This is a genomic window from Pseudomonas sp. AC242, from assembly GCF_979258655.1.
Map to the genome: position 1 here is coordinate 504,007 of NZ_OZ409873.1, position 16,408 is coordinate 520,414.

A 16,408-nucleotide genomic window follows, 5' to 3' on the forward strand; every position below is an offset into this window, starting at 1 on the left:
TGAACGCCAGCTGTAAACAGCTCGCAAAGAATTTTAAATACGCCGCAGGAGAGATTCGCAATGGCTCAGCAGGGCAGTGGTTATCAGGCTCGCTATAAACGCATTCTACTCAAGCTTAGCGGCGAGGCCCTGATGGGCTCGGAAGAGTTCGGGATCGATCCAAAAGTGCTGGATCGGATGGCACTGGAAGTCGGCCAGCTGGTCGGCATCGGCGTGCAGGTCGGTCTGGTGATCGGCGGTGGCAACCTGTTCCGTGGCGAAGCCTTGAGCAAAGCCGGTATGGATCGGGTGACAGGCGACCACATGGGCATGCTGGCCACTGTGATGAACGCCCTGGCCATGCGTGATGCGCTGGAACGTGCCAATATCTCGGCCATCGTGATGTCGGCCATTTCCATGGTTGGCGTGACCGATCACTATGATCGCCGCAAGGCCATGCGCCACCTGAACTCCAAGGACGTGGTGATTTTCGCGGCCGGTACCGGTAATCCGTTCTTTACCACGGATTCTGCAGCCTGCCTGCGCGCAATCGAGATCGATGCCGACGTCGTGCTCAAAGCGACCAAGGTCGATGGCGTCTACACCGCTGACCCGTTCAAAGACCCGCATGCCGAGAAGTTCGATCATCTGACTTATGATGAAGTGCTGGATCGCAAGCTGGGTGTAATGGATCTGACAGCTATTTGCCTGTGCCGCGACCACAAGATGCCGCTGCGCGTATTCAACATGAACAAGCCTGGTGCCCTGCTGAACATCGTCCATGGCGGCGCTGAAGGCACCCTGATCGAGGAAGGTCAACAATGATCAACGAAATCAAAAAAGACGCTCAAGAGCGCATGCAAAAATCCCTGGACTCTCTGGCCCATGCATTCGGCCAGATTCGTACCGGTAAGGCTCACCCAAGCATTCTGGGTAGCGTGATGGTGCCGTACTACGGTGCTGACACCTCCATCACCCAAGTGGCCAACATCACTGTAAAAGACTCGCGCACTCTGCAAGTCGTGGCCTTCGAGCGCAACATGCTCGCAGCGGTCGACAAGGCAATCCAGAGCGCTGGCCTGAACCTCAACCCGACCAACCTGGGCGAGTTGTTGCTGATTTCCATGCCTGCCCTGACTGAAGAAACCCGCAAGGGCTTCACCAAGCAGGCGCGCAGTGCTGCTGAAGACGCTCGTGTTGCCGTGCGCAACATCCGTCGTGACGCCTTGGGCGAGCTGAAGAAACTGGTCAAGGACAAAGAGATCAGCGAAGACGAAGAGCGTCGTGCCGCTGCCGATATTCAGAAGCTCACCGACAAGGCCGAGGCTGATATCGACACGGCTACCAAGCAAAAAGAAGCGGATCTGATGGCCGTATAAGGTTCGAGCTTTTAATGGACAAGACCAAGCAGACTGCGCCGTCCGCGGTGCCGCGCCATGTCGCGATCATCATGGATGGCAACAATCGCTGGGCGAAAAAACGCTTTATGCCGGGTGTCGCCGGGCATAAAGCGGGCGTGGATGCTGTGCGTGCCGTAATCGAGGTGTGCGCCGAGGCCAAGGTCGAAGTGCTCACCTTGTTCGCGTTTTCCAGTGAGAACTGGCAGCGCCCGGCCGATGAAGTCAGTGCCTTGATGGACCTGTTCTTCAAGGCCTTGCGTCGTGAGGCCAAGCGCCTCAACGACAACAACATCAGCCTGCGCATCATTGGCGATCGTTCGCGCTTTCATCCGGAGCTTCAGGCGGCAATGCGTGAAGCCGAGGCGATGACGGCGGGCGCCAACCGATTCATCCTGCAGATCGCTGCCAATTACGGCGGTCAGTGGGATATCGCACAAGCTGCGCAGCGTCTGGCGCGTGAAGTTCAGGCCGGGCACCTGCGTCCGGAAGACATCACCCCGGATCTGCTGCAAACCTGTCTGGCGACCGGCGATCTACCGTTGCCAGACCTGTGCATTCGTACCGGTGGCGAGCATCGCATCAGCAACTTCCTGCTGTGGCAACTGGCTTACGCCGAGTTGTACTTCTCCGACCTGTTCTGGCCGGACTTCAAACACGATGCCATGCGCAATGCGCTGGCCGATTTCGCTTCGCGCCAGCGTCGCTTCGGTAAAACGAGCGAACAGGTCGAAGCTGGAGCCCGGGTTTAATGCTTAAACAACGAATCATCACTGCACTGATCCTGCTGCCGATTGCCTTGTGCGGGTTTTTCCTGCTGGAAGGCTCCGGTTTTGCCTTGTTTATCGGTCTGGTCGTGACTTTGGGTGCGTGGGAATGGGCGCGTCTGGCAGGCTTCACCGGACAAACGTTCCGCGTGGGTTTTGCCGCCGTGGTCGCGTTCATGCTGTTTATCATGTACATCCTGCCCGGGCTTGCCCCGTGGGTGCTGGGTGCTTCCGTGCTGTGGTGGGCGGTGGCAACCTGGCTGGTGCTGACCTATCCGCGGTCCAGCGTGCATTGGTCCAGTGCGGCAACCAAACTGGTCATCGGCCTGCTGATTCTGCTGCCGGCCTGGCAAGGTCTGGTGCAGATCAAACAGTATCCGCTGGGTAACTGGCTGATCATGGCCGTGATGGTGCTGGTCTGGGGGGCCGATATCGGTGCCTACTTCTCTGGTCGCAAATTCGGCAAGCGCAAGCTGGCCCCGCAAGTCAGCCCAGGCAAAAGCTGGGAAGGTGTCTATGGTGGTCTTGCGCTGAGTTTGGTGATTACTGCCATTGTCGCGTTTGTTCGCGACTGGACGGTCGCCGAGTTGCTTAAAGGCTTGATTGGCGCTGCGCTGATCGTCTTCATCTCCGTGGTTGGCGACCTGACCGAAAGCATGTTCAAGCGTCAGTCCGGCATCAAGGACAGCAGTAACCTGCTGCCTGGTCATGGCGGTGTGCTTGATCGTATCGACAGCCTGACAGCGGCCATCCCTGTGTTTGCCGTGCTGCTGTGGATGGCTGCACCGTGAGTCGCCCTCAACAGGTCACTGTTCTGGGTGCGACCGGCTCGATCGGTCTGAGTACGCTGGATGTCATTGGCCGCCATCCTGAGCGTTATCAGGTGTTCGCGCTGAGTGGTTTCACGCGCCTGAGCGAGCTTTTCGCCTTGTGCGTGCGTCACGTGCCGCAATTTGCCGTGGTGCCGGAAGCTGCCGCTGCGCGCGGTTTGCAGGATGATTTGCGTGCGGCCGGTTTACCGACCCGCGTGCTGGTGGGGGAGGAGGGTCTGTGCCAGGTCGCTGCTGCTCCTGAGGTCGATGCCGTAATGGCGGCGATCGTTGGTGCGGCAGGTCTGCGTCCGACCCTGGCGGCCGTCGAGGCCGGCAAGAAGATTCTCCTGGCCAATAAAGAGGCGCTGGTGATGTCCGGCGCCCTGTTCATGCAGGCAGTGCGCAAGAGCGGTTCGGTGCTGCTGCCGATCGACAGCGAACACAACGCGATTTTCCAGTGCATGCCACAGGATTTTGCCCGTGGATTGAGCTCGGTCGGTGTCCGTCGGATTTTACTCACAGCCTCTGGTGGTCCGTTCCGACAGACACCGATGAGTGAGTTGGCGCATGTTTCACCTGAGCAGGCGTGTGCTCACCCGAACTGGTCCATGGGGCGCAAGATTTCGGTCGATTCGGCCAGCATGATGAACAAAGGTCTCGAACTGATCGAGGCCTGTTGGTTGTTTGATGCCAAGCCCTCGCAGGTCGAGGTGGTGATCCACCCGCAGAGCGTGATTCACTCGCTGGTCGATTATGTCGATGGCTCGGTGCTGGCGCAGTTGGGCAATCCCGACATGCGCACGCCGATTGCCAATGCCCTGGCCTGGCCGGAGCGCATTGATTCCGGCGTGGCACCGCTGGATCTGTTTGCTGTGGCGCGCCTGGACTTCGAGGCGCCGGATGAAGAACGCTTCCCTTGCCTGCGTCTGGCCCGGCAAGCTGCCGAAGCTGGCGACAGTGCTCCGGCGATGCTCAACGCAGCGAACGAAGTAGCGGTGGCAGCGTTTCTCGACGGACGGGTTCGTTACCTGGAAATCGCGAGTATCATCGAGGAGGTATTGAGCCTCGAACCGGTCGTAGCATTGGCAGACCTCGATGCCGTATTTACGGCAGACGCCAAGGCGCGAGTTCTGGCCGAGCAGTGGCTGAAGCGCCACGATCGATAGAATTTGCTACACAATGGCTACACGCGGCACTGAACAGGATTGCGGAGAAAATAGATGAGCGCGCTCTATATGATTGCCGGCACCCTGATCGCTTTGGGTGTGCTGGTCACCTTTCACGAATTCGGCCACTTCTGGGTCGCGCGTCGCTGTGGCGTCAAGGTTCTACGTTTTTCCGTAGGCTTTGGCATGCCGTTGTTGCGCTGGCACGACAAGCAAGGCACCGAGTTTGTGGTTGCCGCGATTCCGCTGGGCGGCTACGTCAAAATGCTCGACGAACGTGAGGGTGAAGTCCCGGTCGATCAGCTTGATCAGTCGTTCAACCGCAAATCCGTGCGTCAGCGTATCGCCATTGTTGCGGCCGGCCCCATTGCCAATTTTCTCTTGGCGCTGGTGTTCTTCTGGGTGTTGGCGATGCTCGGCAGCGAACAGGTGCGTCCGGTCATCGGTGCGGTTGAATCCGGCAGTATCGCCGCCAGTGCCGGTTTGAGCGCAGGTGAAGAGATCGTGGCGATCGATGGAGAGCCGACTACCGGTTGGGCGGCCGTCAATCTGCAGTTGGTCCGGCGCCTGGGCGAAACCGGTTCTCTGCAGTTGCTGGTGCGTGAGCAGGGTTCGACAGCGGATTCGCCGCGTGAGCTGAAGCTGGATAACTGGCTTAAAGGTGCTGATGAGCCAGACCCGATCCGCTCATTGGGTATTCGTCCGTGGCGCCCGGCTTTGCCACCGGTGCTTGCCGAGCTTGATCCGAAAGGCCCGGCTCAGGCTGCCGGTCTGAAGACGGGTGATCGCCTGCTGGCCCTTGACGGCCAGACGCTGAATGACTGGCAGCAAGTGGTCGATACCGTTCGTACGCGTCCTGATACCAAAATCATGCTGCGCATCGAGCGCGACAGTGCTCAAATCGACGTCCCTGTCACTCTGGCGGCGCGCGGTGAAAGCAAATCGCCAAGCGGATATCTGGGTGCAGGTGTAAAAGCTGTCGACTGGCCGCCGGAGATGATTCGCGAGGTCAGTTACGGGCCTCTTGCTGCCATTGGCGAGGGTGCTCGTCGCACTTGGACCATGAGCATTCTGACGCTCGATTCGCTAAAGAAAATGCTGTTCGGCGAGCTCTCGGTAAAAAACTTGAGTGGACCGATAACCATTGCTAAAGTGGCGGGCGCTTCTGCCCAGTCGGGCGTCGCTGATTTCCTGAATTTCCTTGCTTATCTGAGTATTAGCCTGGGGGTTCTGAATTTGCTGCCCATTCCTGTATTGGATGGGGGGCATTTGTTGTTTTATCTGATCGAGTGGGCGCGTGGTCGTCCCTTGTCGGATCGGGTGCAAGGTTGGGGGATACAGATCGGTATCAGTTTGGTGGTCGGGGTGATGTTGCTTGCTCTGGTCAACGATCTGGGTCGACTGTAACGCTTCGCTGAATTGCGAATCTGCCGCATTTTGCGGCAGTTTGTTTATTGCCAGTTGGAATAAGAAAGGACTTCATGAAACGTCTGCTGCTAACTGCGGTTCTCACCGTATTGATGATCGCCGAAGTTCACGCCGAGTCCTTCACTATCTCTGATATTCGCGTCAATGGCCTCCAGCGGGTCTCCGCGGGTAGCGTCTTTGGTGCCTTGCCGTTGAACGTCGGTGAGCAGGCGGATGATCGTCGCCTGGTGGAATCCACTCGTGCGTTGTTCAAAACCGGTTTCTTTCAAGATATCCAGCTGGGCCGCGAAGGCAACGTTCTGGTCATCACGGTCGTTGAACGCCCGTCGGTCGCCAGTATCGAGATCGAAGGCAACAAGGCGATCTCCACTGAAGACTTGATGAAAGGTCTCAAACAGTCTGGTCTGGCTGAAGGCGAGATCTTCCAGCGCGCCACCCTTGAGGGTGTGCGTAACGAACTGCAACGTCAGTACGTCGCGCAAGGCCGTTACTCGGCTACCGTTGATACCGAAGTGGTGTCGCAGCCGCGTAACCGCGTTGGTCTGAAAGTGAAGATCAACGAAGGCACCGTTGCGGCCATTCAGCACATCAACGTGGTGGGTAACACGGTTTTCCCTGAGGAAGACCTGACCGATCTGTTCGAGCTGAAAACCACCAACTGGCTGTCGTTCTTCAAGAACGATGACAAGTACGCCCGTGAAAAGCTTTCCGGTGACCTGGAGCGTCTGCGCTCCTACTATCTGGACCGTGGCTATATCAACATGGATATCGCTTCGACCCAGGTATCCATCACCCCGGACAAGAAGCACGTCTACATCACTGTCAACGTCAACGAAGGCGAGAAGTACACCGTTCGTGACGTCAAGCTCAGCGGTGATCTGAAAGTCCCTGAGGACCAAGTCAAATCCCTGCTGCTGGTGCAGAAGGGACAGGTGTTCTCGCGCAAGCTGATGACCACCACGTCCGAACTGATCACCCGTCGACTGGGTAACGAGGGTTACACCTTCGCCAACGTCAACGGCGTACCTCAGCCGCACGATGATGATCACACTGTAGATATTCTGTTCGCCGTTGATCCGGGCAAGCGAGCCTATGTCAATCGCATCAACTTCCGTGGCAACACCAAGTCCGAGGACGAAGTGCTGCGTCGTGAAATGCGTCAGATGGAAGGCGGTTGGGCTTCGACTTACCTGATCGACCAATCCAAAACCCGTCTTGAGCGTCTGGGCTTCTTTAAAGAGGTCAACGTTGAAACCCCGGCCGTGCCAGGTGTCGACGACCAGGTTGACGTGAATTACGCCGTGGAAGAGCAGGCTTCCGGTTCGATTACCGCCAGTGTCGGTTTCGCCCAGAGTGCCGGTCTGATCCTCGGTGGTTCGATCACCCAGAACAACTTCCTCGGTACCGGTAACCGCGTCAGCGTCGGCCTGACCCGCAGTGAATACCAGAGCCGCTACAACTTCGGCTACGTTGACCCGTACTGGACCGCCGATGGTGTGAGCCTGGGTTACAACGCGTTCTATCGCACCACCGACTACAAAGACCTCGACGTCGACGTAGCAAGCTATGCGGTCGACAGCCTGGGTGCCGGCGTGAACGTTGGCTACCCGATCAGTGAGACTTCGCGTCTGACCTTTGGCCTGTCGGTTCAACAGGACGAGATCAAGACCGGTACCTACACCGTTGACGAGATTTTCGACTTCGTTAACAAGGAAGGCGACAAGTACCTGAACTTCAAGGCTTCGGCCGGTTGGTCCGAATCGACCCTGAACAAAGGCGTACTGCCGACCCGTGGTCGTTCCCAGAGTCTGACCCTGGAAACCACCGTGCCGGGCAGCGACCTGTCGTTCTACAAACTGGATTACCGCGGTCAGCTGTTCCAGCCGATCAGCGAGAACTACACCCTGCGTCTGCACACCGAGCTGGGTTATGGCGATGGATACGGCGGAACCGATGGCTTGCCATTCTATGAAAACTACTATGCTGGTGGTTTCAACTCGGTTCGTGGCTTCAAGGACAGCACCCTCGGCCCGCGCAGTACGCCGAGCCGTGGCACCAACCCGGGCACATTGGCTGACCCGGACCAGGATCCACTGCCGTTCGGTGGTAACGTCCTGATCCAGGGTGGTGTCGAGGTTCTGTTCCCGCTGCCGTTCGTGAAAGATCAACGTTCGCTGCGCACCTCTGTTTTCTGGGATGTGGGTAACGTATTTGACTCGCAGTGCAAGGACACTACCAATGCAAACGGCTCGACGTCGAACACCAAGTGCAACGACATCAGCCTGAGCAACATGGCCAGTTCCGTGGGTGTGGGTGTGACCTGGGTCACCGCACTGGGTCCTCTGAGCTTCGCGTTGGCCATGCCGATCAAGAAGCCGGATGAGGCTGAAACTCAAGTGTTCCAATTCTCCCTCGGCCAGACGTTCTAAGCGTCTGACCCAAGATAACGACAATGGATTTTGTAGGAGTGCATCGTGCGTAAGTTGACTCAATTGGTTCTCCTGGCCTCCTTGATGGTGGCAGGCCCGGCATTTGCCGACATGAAAATTGCCGTTCTGAACTATCAGATGGCCTTGCTGGAATCCGACGCTGCGAAGAAGTACGCCGTGGATGCCGAGAAGAAGTTCGGTCCGCAACTGACCAAGCTGAAAACGCTGGAAAGCAGCGCCAAGGGTATTCAGGATCGTCTGATGGCCGGTGGCGACAAAATGCAGCAGGGTGAGCGTGAGCGTCTGGAGCTGGAATTCAAGCAAAAGGCCCGTGACTTCCAGTTCCAGTCCAAGGAGCTGAACGAAGCCAAAGCCGTTGCTGACCGCGAAATGCTCAAGCAACTGAAGCCGAAGCTGGATAGCGCAGTGGAAGAAGTCATCAAGAAAGGTGGTTTTGATCTGGTGTTCGAGCGTGGTGCAGTGATCGATGTCAAACCTCAGTACGACATCACGCGCCAGGTTATCGAGCGCATGAATCAGCTGAAGTAACCCATGACCGTGAATATCAAGCTCGGCCAATTGGCCGAGTTCCTCGGCGCCACCCTGCGTGGCGACCCTGAGACGAAAATTACTGGGCTAGCCACTTTGCAAGAGGCTGGCCCAGCTCAGTTGAGCTTTCTGGCAAACCCTCAATATCGCAAATACCTCGCCGGCTCGCAGGCGGCAGCACTGCTGCTCAAAGAAGCCGATGCCGAAGGTTTTGCCGGTAATGCGTTGGTGGTGCCGGATCCTTACCTGGCTTACGCGCGAATCTCGCATCTGTTCGATCCCAAGCCAAAAGCCACTGCGGGTATCCATCCGTCGGCGGTCATTGCGCCTGACGCAGTGGTTGATCCAGCCGCCAGCATCGGCCCATTCGTGGTGATCGAGGCCGGTGCGCGGATCGCGGCAAACGTGACACTGGGCGCGCATTGCTTCATCGGCGCGCGCAGTGAAATTGGCGAAGGCGGCTGGCTCGCGCCACGCGTGACGCTGTATCACGACGTGCGCATCGGCAAGCGTGTGGTTATCCAGTCTGGTGCCGTGCTCGGCGGCGAAGGTTTCGGTTTCGCCAATGAAAAAGGCATCTGGCAGAAAATCGCCCAGATCGGTGGTGTGACCATCGGCGACGATGTCGAGATTGGCGTGAACACCGCCATCGACCGCGGCGCGTTGGCCGATACCGTGATCGGCAATGGCGTTAAGCTCGATAACCAGATCCAGATCGCCCACAACGTTCAGGTCGGTGATCACACCGCCATGGCGGCGTGTGTCGGCATTTCCGGCAGCACCAAAATCGGCAAGCACTGCATGCTCGCCGGCGGTGTTGGCCTGGTCGGCCACATTGAAATTTGCGACAACGTTTTCCTCACCGGGATGACCATGGTGACCCACTCGATTACCGAGCCGGGTGCCTATTCTTCCGGTACAGCCATGCAACCGGCGGCCGAATGGCGCAAAAGCGCGGCCCGCATCCGTCAGCTCGATGACATCGCGCGACGTTTGAAACAGCTGGAAAAGCGCGTAGGGGAAGTGACCCCTGACGGCAATGCTTCATCAGATGGCTGATACCATTTCCATATCAAGTGTGCACAGCCTCTAGACTGCCTCCTTGATTTGCTAGAGGAGTGCGCGTCAGTCGCGCTCCCAATCTTTACATAGGCTTCCCCCCGAAATGATGGACATCAACGAGATTCGCGAATACCTGCCTCACCGCTACCCGTTCCTGCTGGTGGACCGGGTGGTGGAACTGGACACTGAAGGCAAGCGCATTCGCGCCTACAAGAATGTCAGCATCAATGAACCGTTCTTCAATGGTCACTTCCCTGCGCATCCAATCATGCCGGGCGTGCTGATCATCGAAGCGATGGCTCAGGCTGCCGGGATCCTCGGTTTCAAAATGCTTGACGTGAAGCCTGCCGACGGCACGCTTTACTACTTCGTCGGTTCCGACAAGCTGCGCTTCCGTCAGCCGGTGTTGCCGGGCGATCAGCTTATCCTCGAAGCCAAGTTCATCAGTTGCAAGCGCCAGATCTGGAAGTTCGAATGCCAGGCTTCGGTTGATGGCAAGCCGGTCTGCTCGGCTGAAATCATCTGCGCGGAACGCAAGCTATGAGTTTGATTGACCCTCGCGCAATCATCGATCCATCGGCCGTTCTGGCTGATGGCGTCGAGGTCGGCCCGTGGTCGATCATCGGCGCAGGTGTGGAAATCGGCGAGGGTACCGTGATCGGGCCGCATGTAATCCTCAAAGGCCCGACCCGCATCGGCAAACACAATCGCATCTACCAGTTTTCCTCGGTAGGCGAAGACACGCCCGATCTGAAGTACAAGGGTGAAGAAACCCGTCTGGTGATCGGTGACCACAACGTCATCCGCGAGGGCGTGACGATTCACCGTGGCACCGTGCAGGACCGTTCGGAAACCACGCTGGGCGATCACAACCTGATCATGGCCTATGCCCACATCGGCCACGACAGCGTTATCGGCAACCACTGCATTCTGGTCAACAACACGGCTTTGGCCGGCCATGTGCATGTGGATGACTGGGCGATCCTCTCCGGGTTCACCCTGGTTCACCAGTATTGCCACATTGGCGCCCACAGCTTTTCCGGCATGGGCACCGCCATCGGCAAGGACGTTCCGGCGTTCGTCACCGTGTTCGGCAACCCGGCCGAAGCGCGCAGCATGAACTTCGAAGGCATGCGCCGTCGCGGTTTCAGCGAGGACGCGATCCACACCCTGCGTCGCGCTTACAAAACCGTCTATCGTCAGGGCCTCACGGTCGAGCAGGCGCTGGCTGAGCTGGCCGAACCTGCAGCGCAGTTCCCGGAAGTCGCGATATTCCGCGACTCCATCCAGTCGTCGACTCGCGGCATCACTCGCTGATCATGGCCAATCTGCGTATCGCGCTGGTAGCGGGTGAAGCTTCCGGTGACATTCTCGGCGCCGGTCTCATGCGCGCCCTCAAGGCGCAGCATCCGGCGGTCGAGTTCATCGGCGTCGGTGGCCCGTTGATGCAGGCCGAAGGCCTGACCTCCTATTTTCCCATGGAGCGCTTGTCGGTCATGGGCCTGGTGGAAGTGCTCGGGCGCCTGCGCGAATTGCTTAAGCGCCGCAAGGACCTGATCGCCACGCTGATCGCCGAGAAACCGGATGTGTTCATCGGTATCGACGCGCCGGACTTCAATCTCAATATCGAACTCAAGCTGCGTCAGGCCGGGATCAAAACCGTGCATTACGTCAGCCCTTCGGTGTGGGCATGGCGACAGAAGCGCGTGCTGAAGATCCGCGAAGGTTGCGATCTGATGCTGACACTGCTGCCGTTCGAAGCAAAATTCTACGAAGAGAAAGGCGTGCCGGTGCGGTTCGTTGGCCACACACTGGCCGACACCATCCCGCTGGAGGCCGACCGCTCTGCGGCGCGTGCCGAGTTGGGCTTGCCCGACGGCCCGCTGGTGGCGTTGATGCCCGGCAGCCGTGGCGGCGAAGTCTCCCGTCTCGGTGCGCTGTTCCTCGATACTGCTGAACGCCTGCGCGCGATGCGCCCGGGTTTGCGCTTTGTCATCCCGTGCGCCAATCCGGAGCGCCGCGCGCAGCTTGAAGAGTTGCTTGCGGGGCGTGATCTGCCGGTAACCCTGCTCGACGGCAAATCCCATCTGGCACTGGCTGCGTGCAACGCCGTGCTGATCGCCTCCGGCACCGCGACCCTCGAAGCGCTGTTGTACAAGCGGCCGATGGTGGTGGCGTACCGCTTGGCACCGCTGACGTTCTGGATTCTCAAACGCATGGTCAAGAGCCCGTACGTGTCCTTGCCGAATCTGCTGGCCCAGCGTCTGCTGGTTCCAGAATTGTTGCAGGATGATGCGACGGTCGAAGCATTGGCGCAGACCCTGTCGCCGCTGATCGAAGGCGGCGAAGAACAGACCCGCGGGTTCGACGAGATCCACCGCACACTGCGGCTGGATGCTTCTAATCAGGCGGCGGACGCCGTCCTCAACCTGATCGGTCAGACACGATGAGCAAGGCAAGCATGCAGATGGGCCTGGATTTCACCCTGGTCGCCGAAGTCGAAGAACTGGTCGCCGGCGTCGATGAAGTCGGTCGTGGTCCGTTGTGCGGTGCAGTGGTCACGGCAGCGGTGATCCTCGATCCGAATCGGCCGATTCTCGGCCTCAACGATTCGAAGAAGCTCACCGAAGCCAAGCGCGAAAAGCTCTACGACGAAATCATCGAGAAATCCCTGAGCTGGTGCATTGCCCGCGCCGAAGTCGAAGAAATCGACGAGCTGAATATTTTGCACGCGACCATGCTGGCCATGCAGCGCGCAGTCGCCGGCCTGCACATTCAGCCGAAGCTGGCGATGATCGACGGCAATCGCTGTCCGCAATTGCCGATGCGCGCCGAAGCGGTGGTGCAGGGCGACGGCAAGGTGCCGGCCATTGCTGCGGCGTCGATTCTGGCCAAAGTCAGTCGCGACCGTGAAATGGCTGCATTCGAATTGATCTACCCGGGTTACGGCATCGGCGGCCATAAAGGCTACCCGACGCCCGTTCATCTGGAAGCCTTGGTGCGCCTTGGCCCGACGCCGATTCACCGGCGCTCGTTCGCCCCGGTGCGTCAGGCTTATGAAGCGCTGGAAGGTCTGACGCAGGTTTAGTCGCAAGGCTGATGTTTTGTTCGAGGCCCGGTACAATCCGGGCCTTGTTGTCTCTATGTAACTGGACAGGATCACTATGCCGGCTTCATTCGTTCATCTACGCCTGCACACTGAATACTCCCTGGTCGACGGGCTGGTGCGGATCAAGCCGCTGGTCAAGGCGCTGACCGCCATGAACATGCCGGCGGTCGCGGTCACCGACCAGAACAACATGTGTTCTCTGGTCAAATTCTATAAAAACACCATGGGCGCCGGCATCAAGCCGATTTGCGGCGCCGACCTGTGGCTGTCGAACAAAGACCCGGATGCACCGCTGAGTCGCATCAGCCTGTTGGTGATGAACGCCAAGGGCTATCGCAACCTCACCGAGTTGATCTCGCGCGGCTTCATCGAAGGCCAGCGCAACGGCATGATCATTGTCGAGCGTGAGTGGGTTGCCGAAGCCAACGAAGGCCTGATCATGCTGTCCGCCGCCAAAGAAGGCGAGATCGGCATGGCCATGATCGGCGGCAATCCGGCCGAAGCCGAAGCCCTGACGCGCGAATGGATGGCGGTGTTCCCGGATCGTTTCTATCTGGAAATCCAGCGCACCAATCGTCCTAACGATGAAGAGCAACTGCACGGTGCCGTAGCGCTTGCCGACAAACTGGGCGCGCCGCTGGTGGCAACCAACGACGTGCGCTTCATCAAGCAGGAAGACTTCGCCGCCCACGAAACCCGCGTGTGCATCGGTGAGGGCCGTGCACTCGACGATCCGCGCCGTTCGAAGAATTACAGCGATCAGCAATACCTGAAAAGCGCCGAGGAAATGATCGAGCTGTTCAGCGATATTCCCGACGCGATTGAAAACACCGTCGAGATCGCCAAGCGCTGCAATATCGAAGTGAAGCTGGGCACGCACTTTTTGCCCAACTTCCCGATCCCCGATGGCATGACCATCGATGAGTATTTCCGCAAAGTGTCCTTCGACGGTCTCGAAGAACGCCTGGCGGTACTGCTGCCCAAAGACACCACCGAAGACTACGAAGCCAAGCGCCAGGTCTATGTCGATCGCTTGAATTTCGAGCTGGATATCATCATCCAGATGGGCTTCCCCGGTTACTTCCTGATCGTTATGGACTTTATCCAGTGGGCCAAGAATAACGGCGTACCGGTAGGTCCTGGCCGGGGGTCGGGTGCCGGTTCGCTGGTGGCCTACGTGCAGAAGATCACCGACCTCGATCCGCTGGAATACGACCTGCTGTTCGAACGTTTCCTTAACCCGGAACGGGTCTCCATGCCCGACTTCGACGTCGACTTCTGCATGGACGGTCGTGACCGCGTGATTGATTACGTGGCCGAAAAATACGGCCGCAACGCGGTAAGCCAGATCATCACCTTCGGTTCCATGGCCGCCAAGGCTGTGGTGCGTGACGTGGCGCGGGTACAGGGCAAGTCTTACGGTCTGGCCGATCGTCTGTCGAAGATGATTCCGTTCGAAGTCGGCATGACCCTGGAAAAAGCCTACGAACAGGAAGAGATCCTGCGTGACTTCATCAAGGTCGATGAAGAGGCGGCGGAAATCTGGGAGATGGCGCGCAAGCTCGAAGGCGTTGTGCGTAACGTCGGTAAACACGCCGGTGGTGTGGTTATCGCGCCGACCAAGCTGACTGACTTCTCGCCGATCTATTGCGACGAGGCCGGTGACGGTCTGGTAACCCAGTTCGACAAGGACGATGTTGAAGCGGCCGGTCTGGTGAAGTTCGACTTCCTCGGTCTGCGGACCCTGACAATCATCGACTGGGCGCTGAAAACGATTAACCGCGACCGCGCCAAGGTCAACGAGCCGCCGCTGGATATCGCGTTTATCCCGCTGGACGACAAACCGACGTACTCGTTGTTGCAGAAAGCTGAGACCACTGCGGTATTCCAGCTTGAATCGCGCGGCATGAAAGAGCTGATCAAAAAGCTCAAGCCCGACTGCCTGGAAGACCTGATCGCACTGGTGGCCCTGTTCCGTCCAGGCCCGCTGCAGTCCGGCATGGTGGACGACTTTATCAACCGTAAGCACGGTCGCGCCGAACTGGCGTACCCGCACTCGGACTATCAGTACGAAGGCCTCAAGCCAGTATTGGCACCGACTTACGGCATCATCCTGTATCAGGAACAGGTGATGCAGATTGCCCAGGTCATGGCCGGTTACACCCTCGGTGGTGCGGACATGCTTCGTCGGGCGATGGGTAAGAAAAAGCCTGAGGAAATGGCCAAGCAGCGCGGCGGTTTCATTGAAGGTTGCGCGACCAACAATATTGACGCCGACCTCGCCGGTAACATTTTCGACCTGGTAGAAAAATTCGCCGGTTACGGCTTCAACAAATCCCACTCCGCCGCCTACGGCCTGGTCTCGTACCAGACTGCGTGGCTGAAAGCTCACTACCCGGCGCCGTTCATGGCCGCGGTACTGTCGGCGGATATGCACAACACCGACAAGGTCGTGACCTTGATCGAAGAAATTCGCACCATGAAGCTGCGTCTCGACGCGCCGGATGTGAATACTTCGGAGTTCAAGTTCACGGTGAACGACGATGGCCGCATCGTCTATGGCCTCGGCGCGATCAAAGGCGTCGGCGAAGGCCCGGTTGAGGCGATCACCGAAGCGCGTCAGGCCGGTCCGTTCAAGGATCTGTTCGACTTCTGCGCCCGTGTCGACCTCAAGCGCATCAACAAACGTACGCTGGACGGCCTGATCCGCAGCGGTGCGCTGGATCGTCTGGGCCCGTACTTCCACGACGAGCAAAAGGCTTACCAGGCCAATATCGACCGTAACCGTGCCGTGCTGCTGGCGGCGATGGAAGAGGCGATCAAGGCGGCCGAACAAACCGCGCGCACCCACGACAGCGGCCATGCCGACCTGTTCGGCGGGCTGTTTGTCGAGGAAGACGCCGATGTTTATGCGTCCCATCGCAAGGCCAAGGAGCTGACCCTCAAGGAACGTCTCAAAGGTGAGAAAGACACCTTGGGACTGTACCTGACCGGTCACCCGATCGACGAATACGAAGGTGAAATTCGCCGTTTCGCCCGCCAGCGCATCATCGACCTGAAACCGGCGCGCGACACGCAGACCGTGGCCGGGATGATCATTGCCCTGCGCGTGATGAAGAACAAGAAGGGCGACAAGATGGGCTTCATCACCCTCGACGACCGCTCAGGGCGGATCGAGGCTTCCTTGTTTGCCGATGCGTTCCACTCTGCGCAATCGTTGTTGCAGACCGACGCGATGGTGGTGGTCGAAGGCGAAGTCAGCAATGACGACTTCTCCGGTGGTCTGCGCCTGCGGGTCAAGCGGGTGATGAGCATGGAAGATGCGCGCACCAACCTCGCCGAGAGCCTGCGCCTGAAGCTGCAAACCCAGGACCTGAAAGGCGATCAGCTACGCTGGTTGGGTGATTTGCTCAAGCGTCATCGCGGCGCGTGCCCGATCACCATGGAGTACACCAGCCCGGATGCGAAGACCTTGCTGCAGTTCGGCGAGACCTGGCGAATTGATCCGGCGGATGCGTTGATTCAAGCCCTGCGTGACCAGTTCGGGCGAGACAACGTCTTCCTCCAATACCGTTGACCGGCAAGTGCCATCATTGCGCTTGCCCGCAACCTGAATTTTTAATCTCGACCTCAGCGCGCCTCTCCCTTAAGGTAGGGCGCGAATAGACAACCGGCCGGCCCAAGCTCATTTGGGACACGACCCAAGACGG

At 58.6% G+C, this 16,408-nt stretch carries 14 protein-coding genes; all 14 read left to right on the forward strand.

The window, feature by feature from the left end; translation table 11 throughout:
* Nucleotides 1–60: 60 nt before the first annotated feature.
* On the forward strand, nt 61–804 hold the full coding sequence (gene pyrH / locus ACZZ0A_RS02185) for a UMP kinase (protein WP_003222124.1): 744 nt from the start codon (nt 61–63) through the stop codon (nt 802–804).
* A complete protein-coding gene (frr, locus tag ACZZ0A_RS02190) occupies nt 801–1,358 on the forward strand; it encodes a ribosome recycling factor (protein ID WP_007908855.1) in 558 nt (185 codons plus the stop codon). The genes pyrH and frr overlap by 4 nt, the downstream gene beginning before the upstream one ends.
* 14 nt (nt 1,359–1,372) lie before the next feature.
* The gene (gene uppS, locus ACZZ0A_RS02195; RefSeq protein ID WP_007908854.1) at nt 1,373–2,128 is read left to right on the forward strand and encodes a polyprenyl diphosphate synthase; all 756 of its coding nucleotides are present in this window, start codon (nt 1,373–1,375) and stop codon (nt 2,126–2,128) included.
* Nucleotides 2,128–2,934: a phosphatidate cytidylyltransferase gene (locus ACZZ0A_RS02200; protein WP_095112516.1), complete on the forward strand. Its 807-nt coding sequence runs from the start codon at nt 2,128–2,130 to the stop codon at nt 2,932–2,934. Before uppS ends, ACZZ0A_RS02200 begins: the two co-directional genes overlap by 1 nt.
* Entirely contained in the window at nt 2,931–4,121 is a 1,191-nt protein-coding gene (gene ispC / locus ACZZ0A_RS02205) for a 1-deoxy-D-xylulose-5-phosphate reductoisomerase (RefSeq protein ID WP_007908852.1), read from the forward strand. Before ACZZ0A_RS02200 ends, ispC begins: the two co-directional genes overlap by 4 nt.
* Before the next feature lie 54 nt (nt 4,122–4,175).
* On the forward strand, nt 4,176–5,528 hold the full coding sequence (rseP, locus tag ACZZ0A_RS02210; protein ID WP_463542462.1) for a sigma E protease regulator RseP: 1,353 nt from the start codon (nt 4,176–4,178) through the stop codon (nt 5,526–5,528).
* Nucleotides 5,529–5,602: 74 nt separating this feature from the next.
* Complete coding sequence (gene bamA / locus ACZZ0A_RS02215; protein ID WP_007908850.1) at nt 5,603–7,978, forward strand: outer membrane protein assembly factor BamA; 2,376 nt, start codon at nt 5,603–5,605, stop codon at nt 7,976–7,978.
* Between the two features lie 45 nt (nt 7,979–8,023).
* Nucleotides 8,024–8,527, forward strand: a complete 504-nt coding sequence (locus ACZZ0A_RS02220; protein ID WP_007908849.1) for an OmpH/Skp family outer membrane protein — start codon at nt 8,024–8,026, stop codon at nt 8,525–8,527.
* Between the two features lie 3 nt (nt 8,528–8,530).
* Complete coding sequence (gene lpxD, locus ACZZ0A_RS02225) at nt 8,531–9,586, forward strand: UDP-3-O-(3-hydroxymyristoyl)glucosamine N-acyltransferase (protein ID WP_007908848.1); 1,056 nt, start codon at nt 8,531–8,533, stop codon at nt 9,584–9,586.
* 106 nt (nt 9,587–9,692) lie between these two features.
* Complete coding sequence (gene fabZ / locus ACZZ0A_RS02230) at nt 9,693–10,133, forward strand: 3-hydroxyacyl-ACP dehydratase FabZ (RefSeq protein ID WP_003222142.1); 441 nt, start codon at nt 9,693–9,695, stop codon at nt 10,131–10,133.
* Nucleotides 10,130–10,906 (forward strand): acyl-ACP--UDP-N-acetylglucosamine O-acyltransferase, encoded by a 777-nt coding sequence (gene lpxA / locus ACZZ0A_RS02235; protein WP_007908847.1) that lies wholly within the window; start codon nt 10,130–10,132, stop codon nt 10,904–10,906. The genes fabZ and lpxA overlap by 4 nt, the downstream gene beginning before the upstream one ends.
* Before the next feature lie 2 nt (nt 10,907–10,908).
* Complete coding sequence (gene lpxB, locus ACZZ0A_RS02240; protein ID WP_123374595.1) at nt 10,909–12,039, forward strand: lipid-A-disaccharide synthase; 1,131 nt, start codon at nt 10,909–10,911, stop codon at nt 12,037–12,039.
* An 11-nt stretch (nt 12,040–12,050) separates the two neighbouring features.
* Nucleotides 12,051–12,677, forward strand: a complete 627-nt coding sequence (gene rnhB, locus ACZZ0A_RS02245; RefSeq protein ID WP_007908845.1) for a ribonuclease HII — start codon at nt 12,051–12,053, stop codon at nt 12,675–12,677.
* Between the two features lie 76 nt (nt 12,678–12,753).
* On the forward strand, nt 12,754–16,275 hold the full coding sequence (gene dnaE, locus ACZZ0A_RS02250; RefSeq protein ID WP_007908844.1) for a DNA polymerase III subunit alpha: 3,522 nt from the start codon (nt 12,754–12,756) through the stop codon (nt 16,273–16,275).
* Nucleotides 16,276–16,408 lie beyond the last annotated feature (133 nt).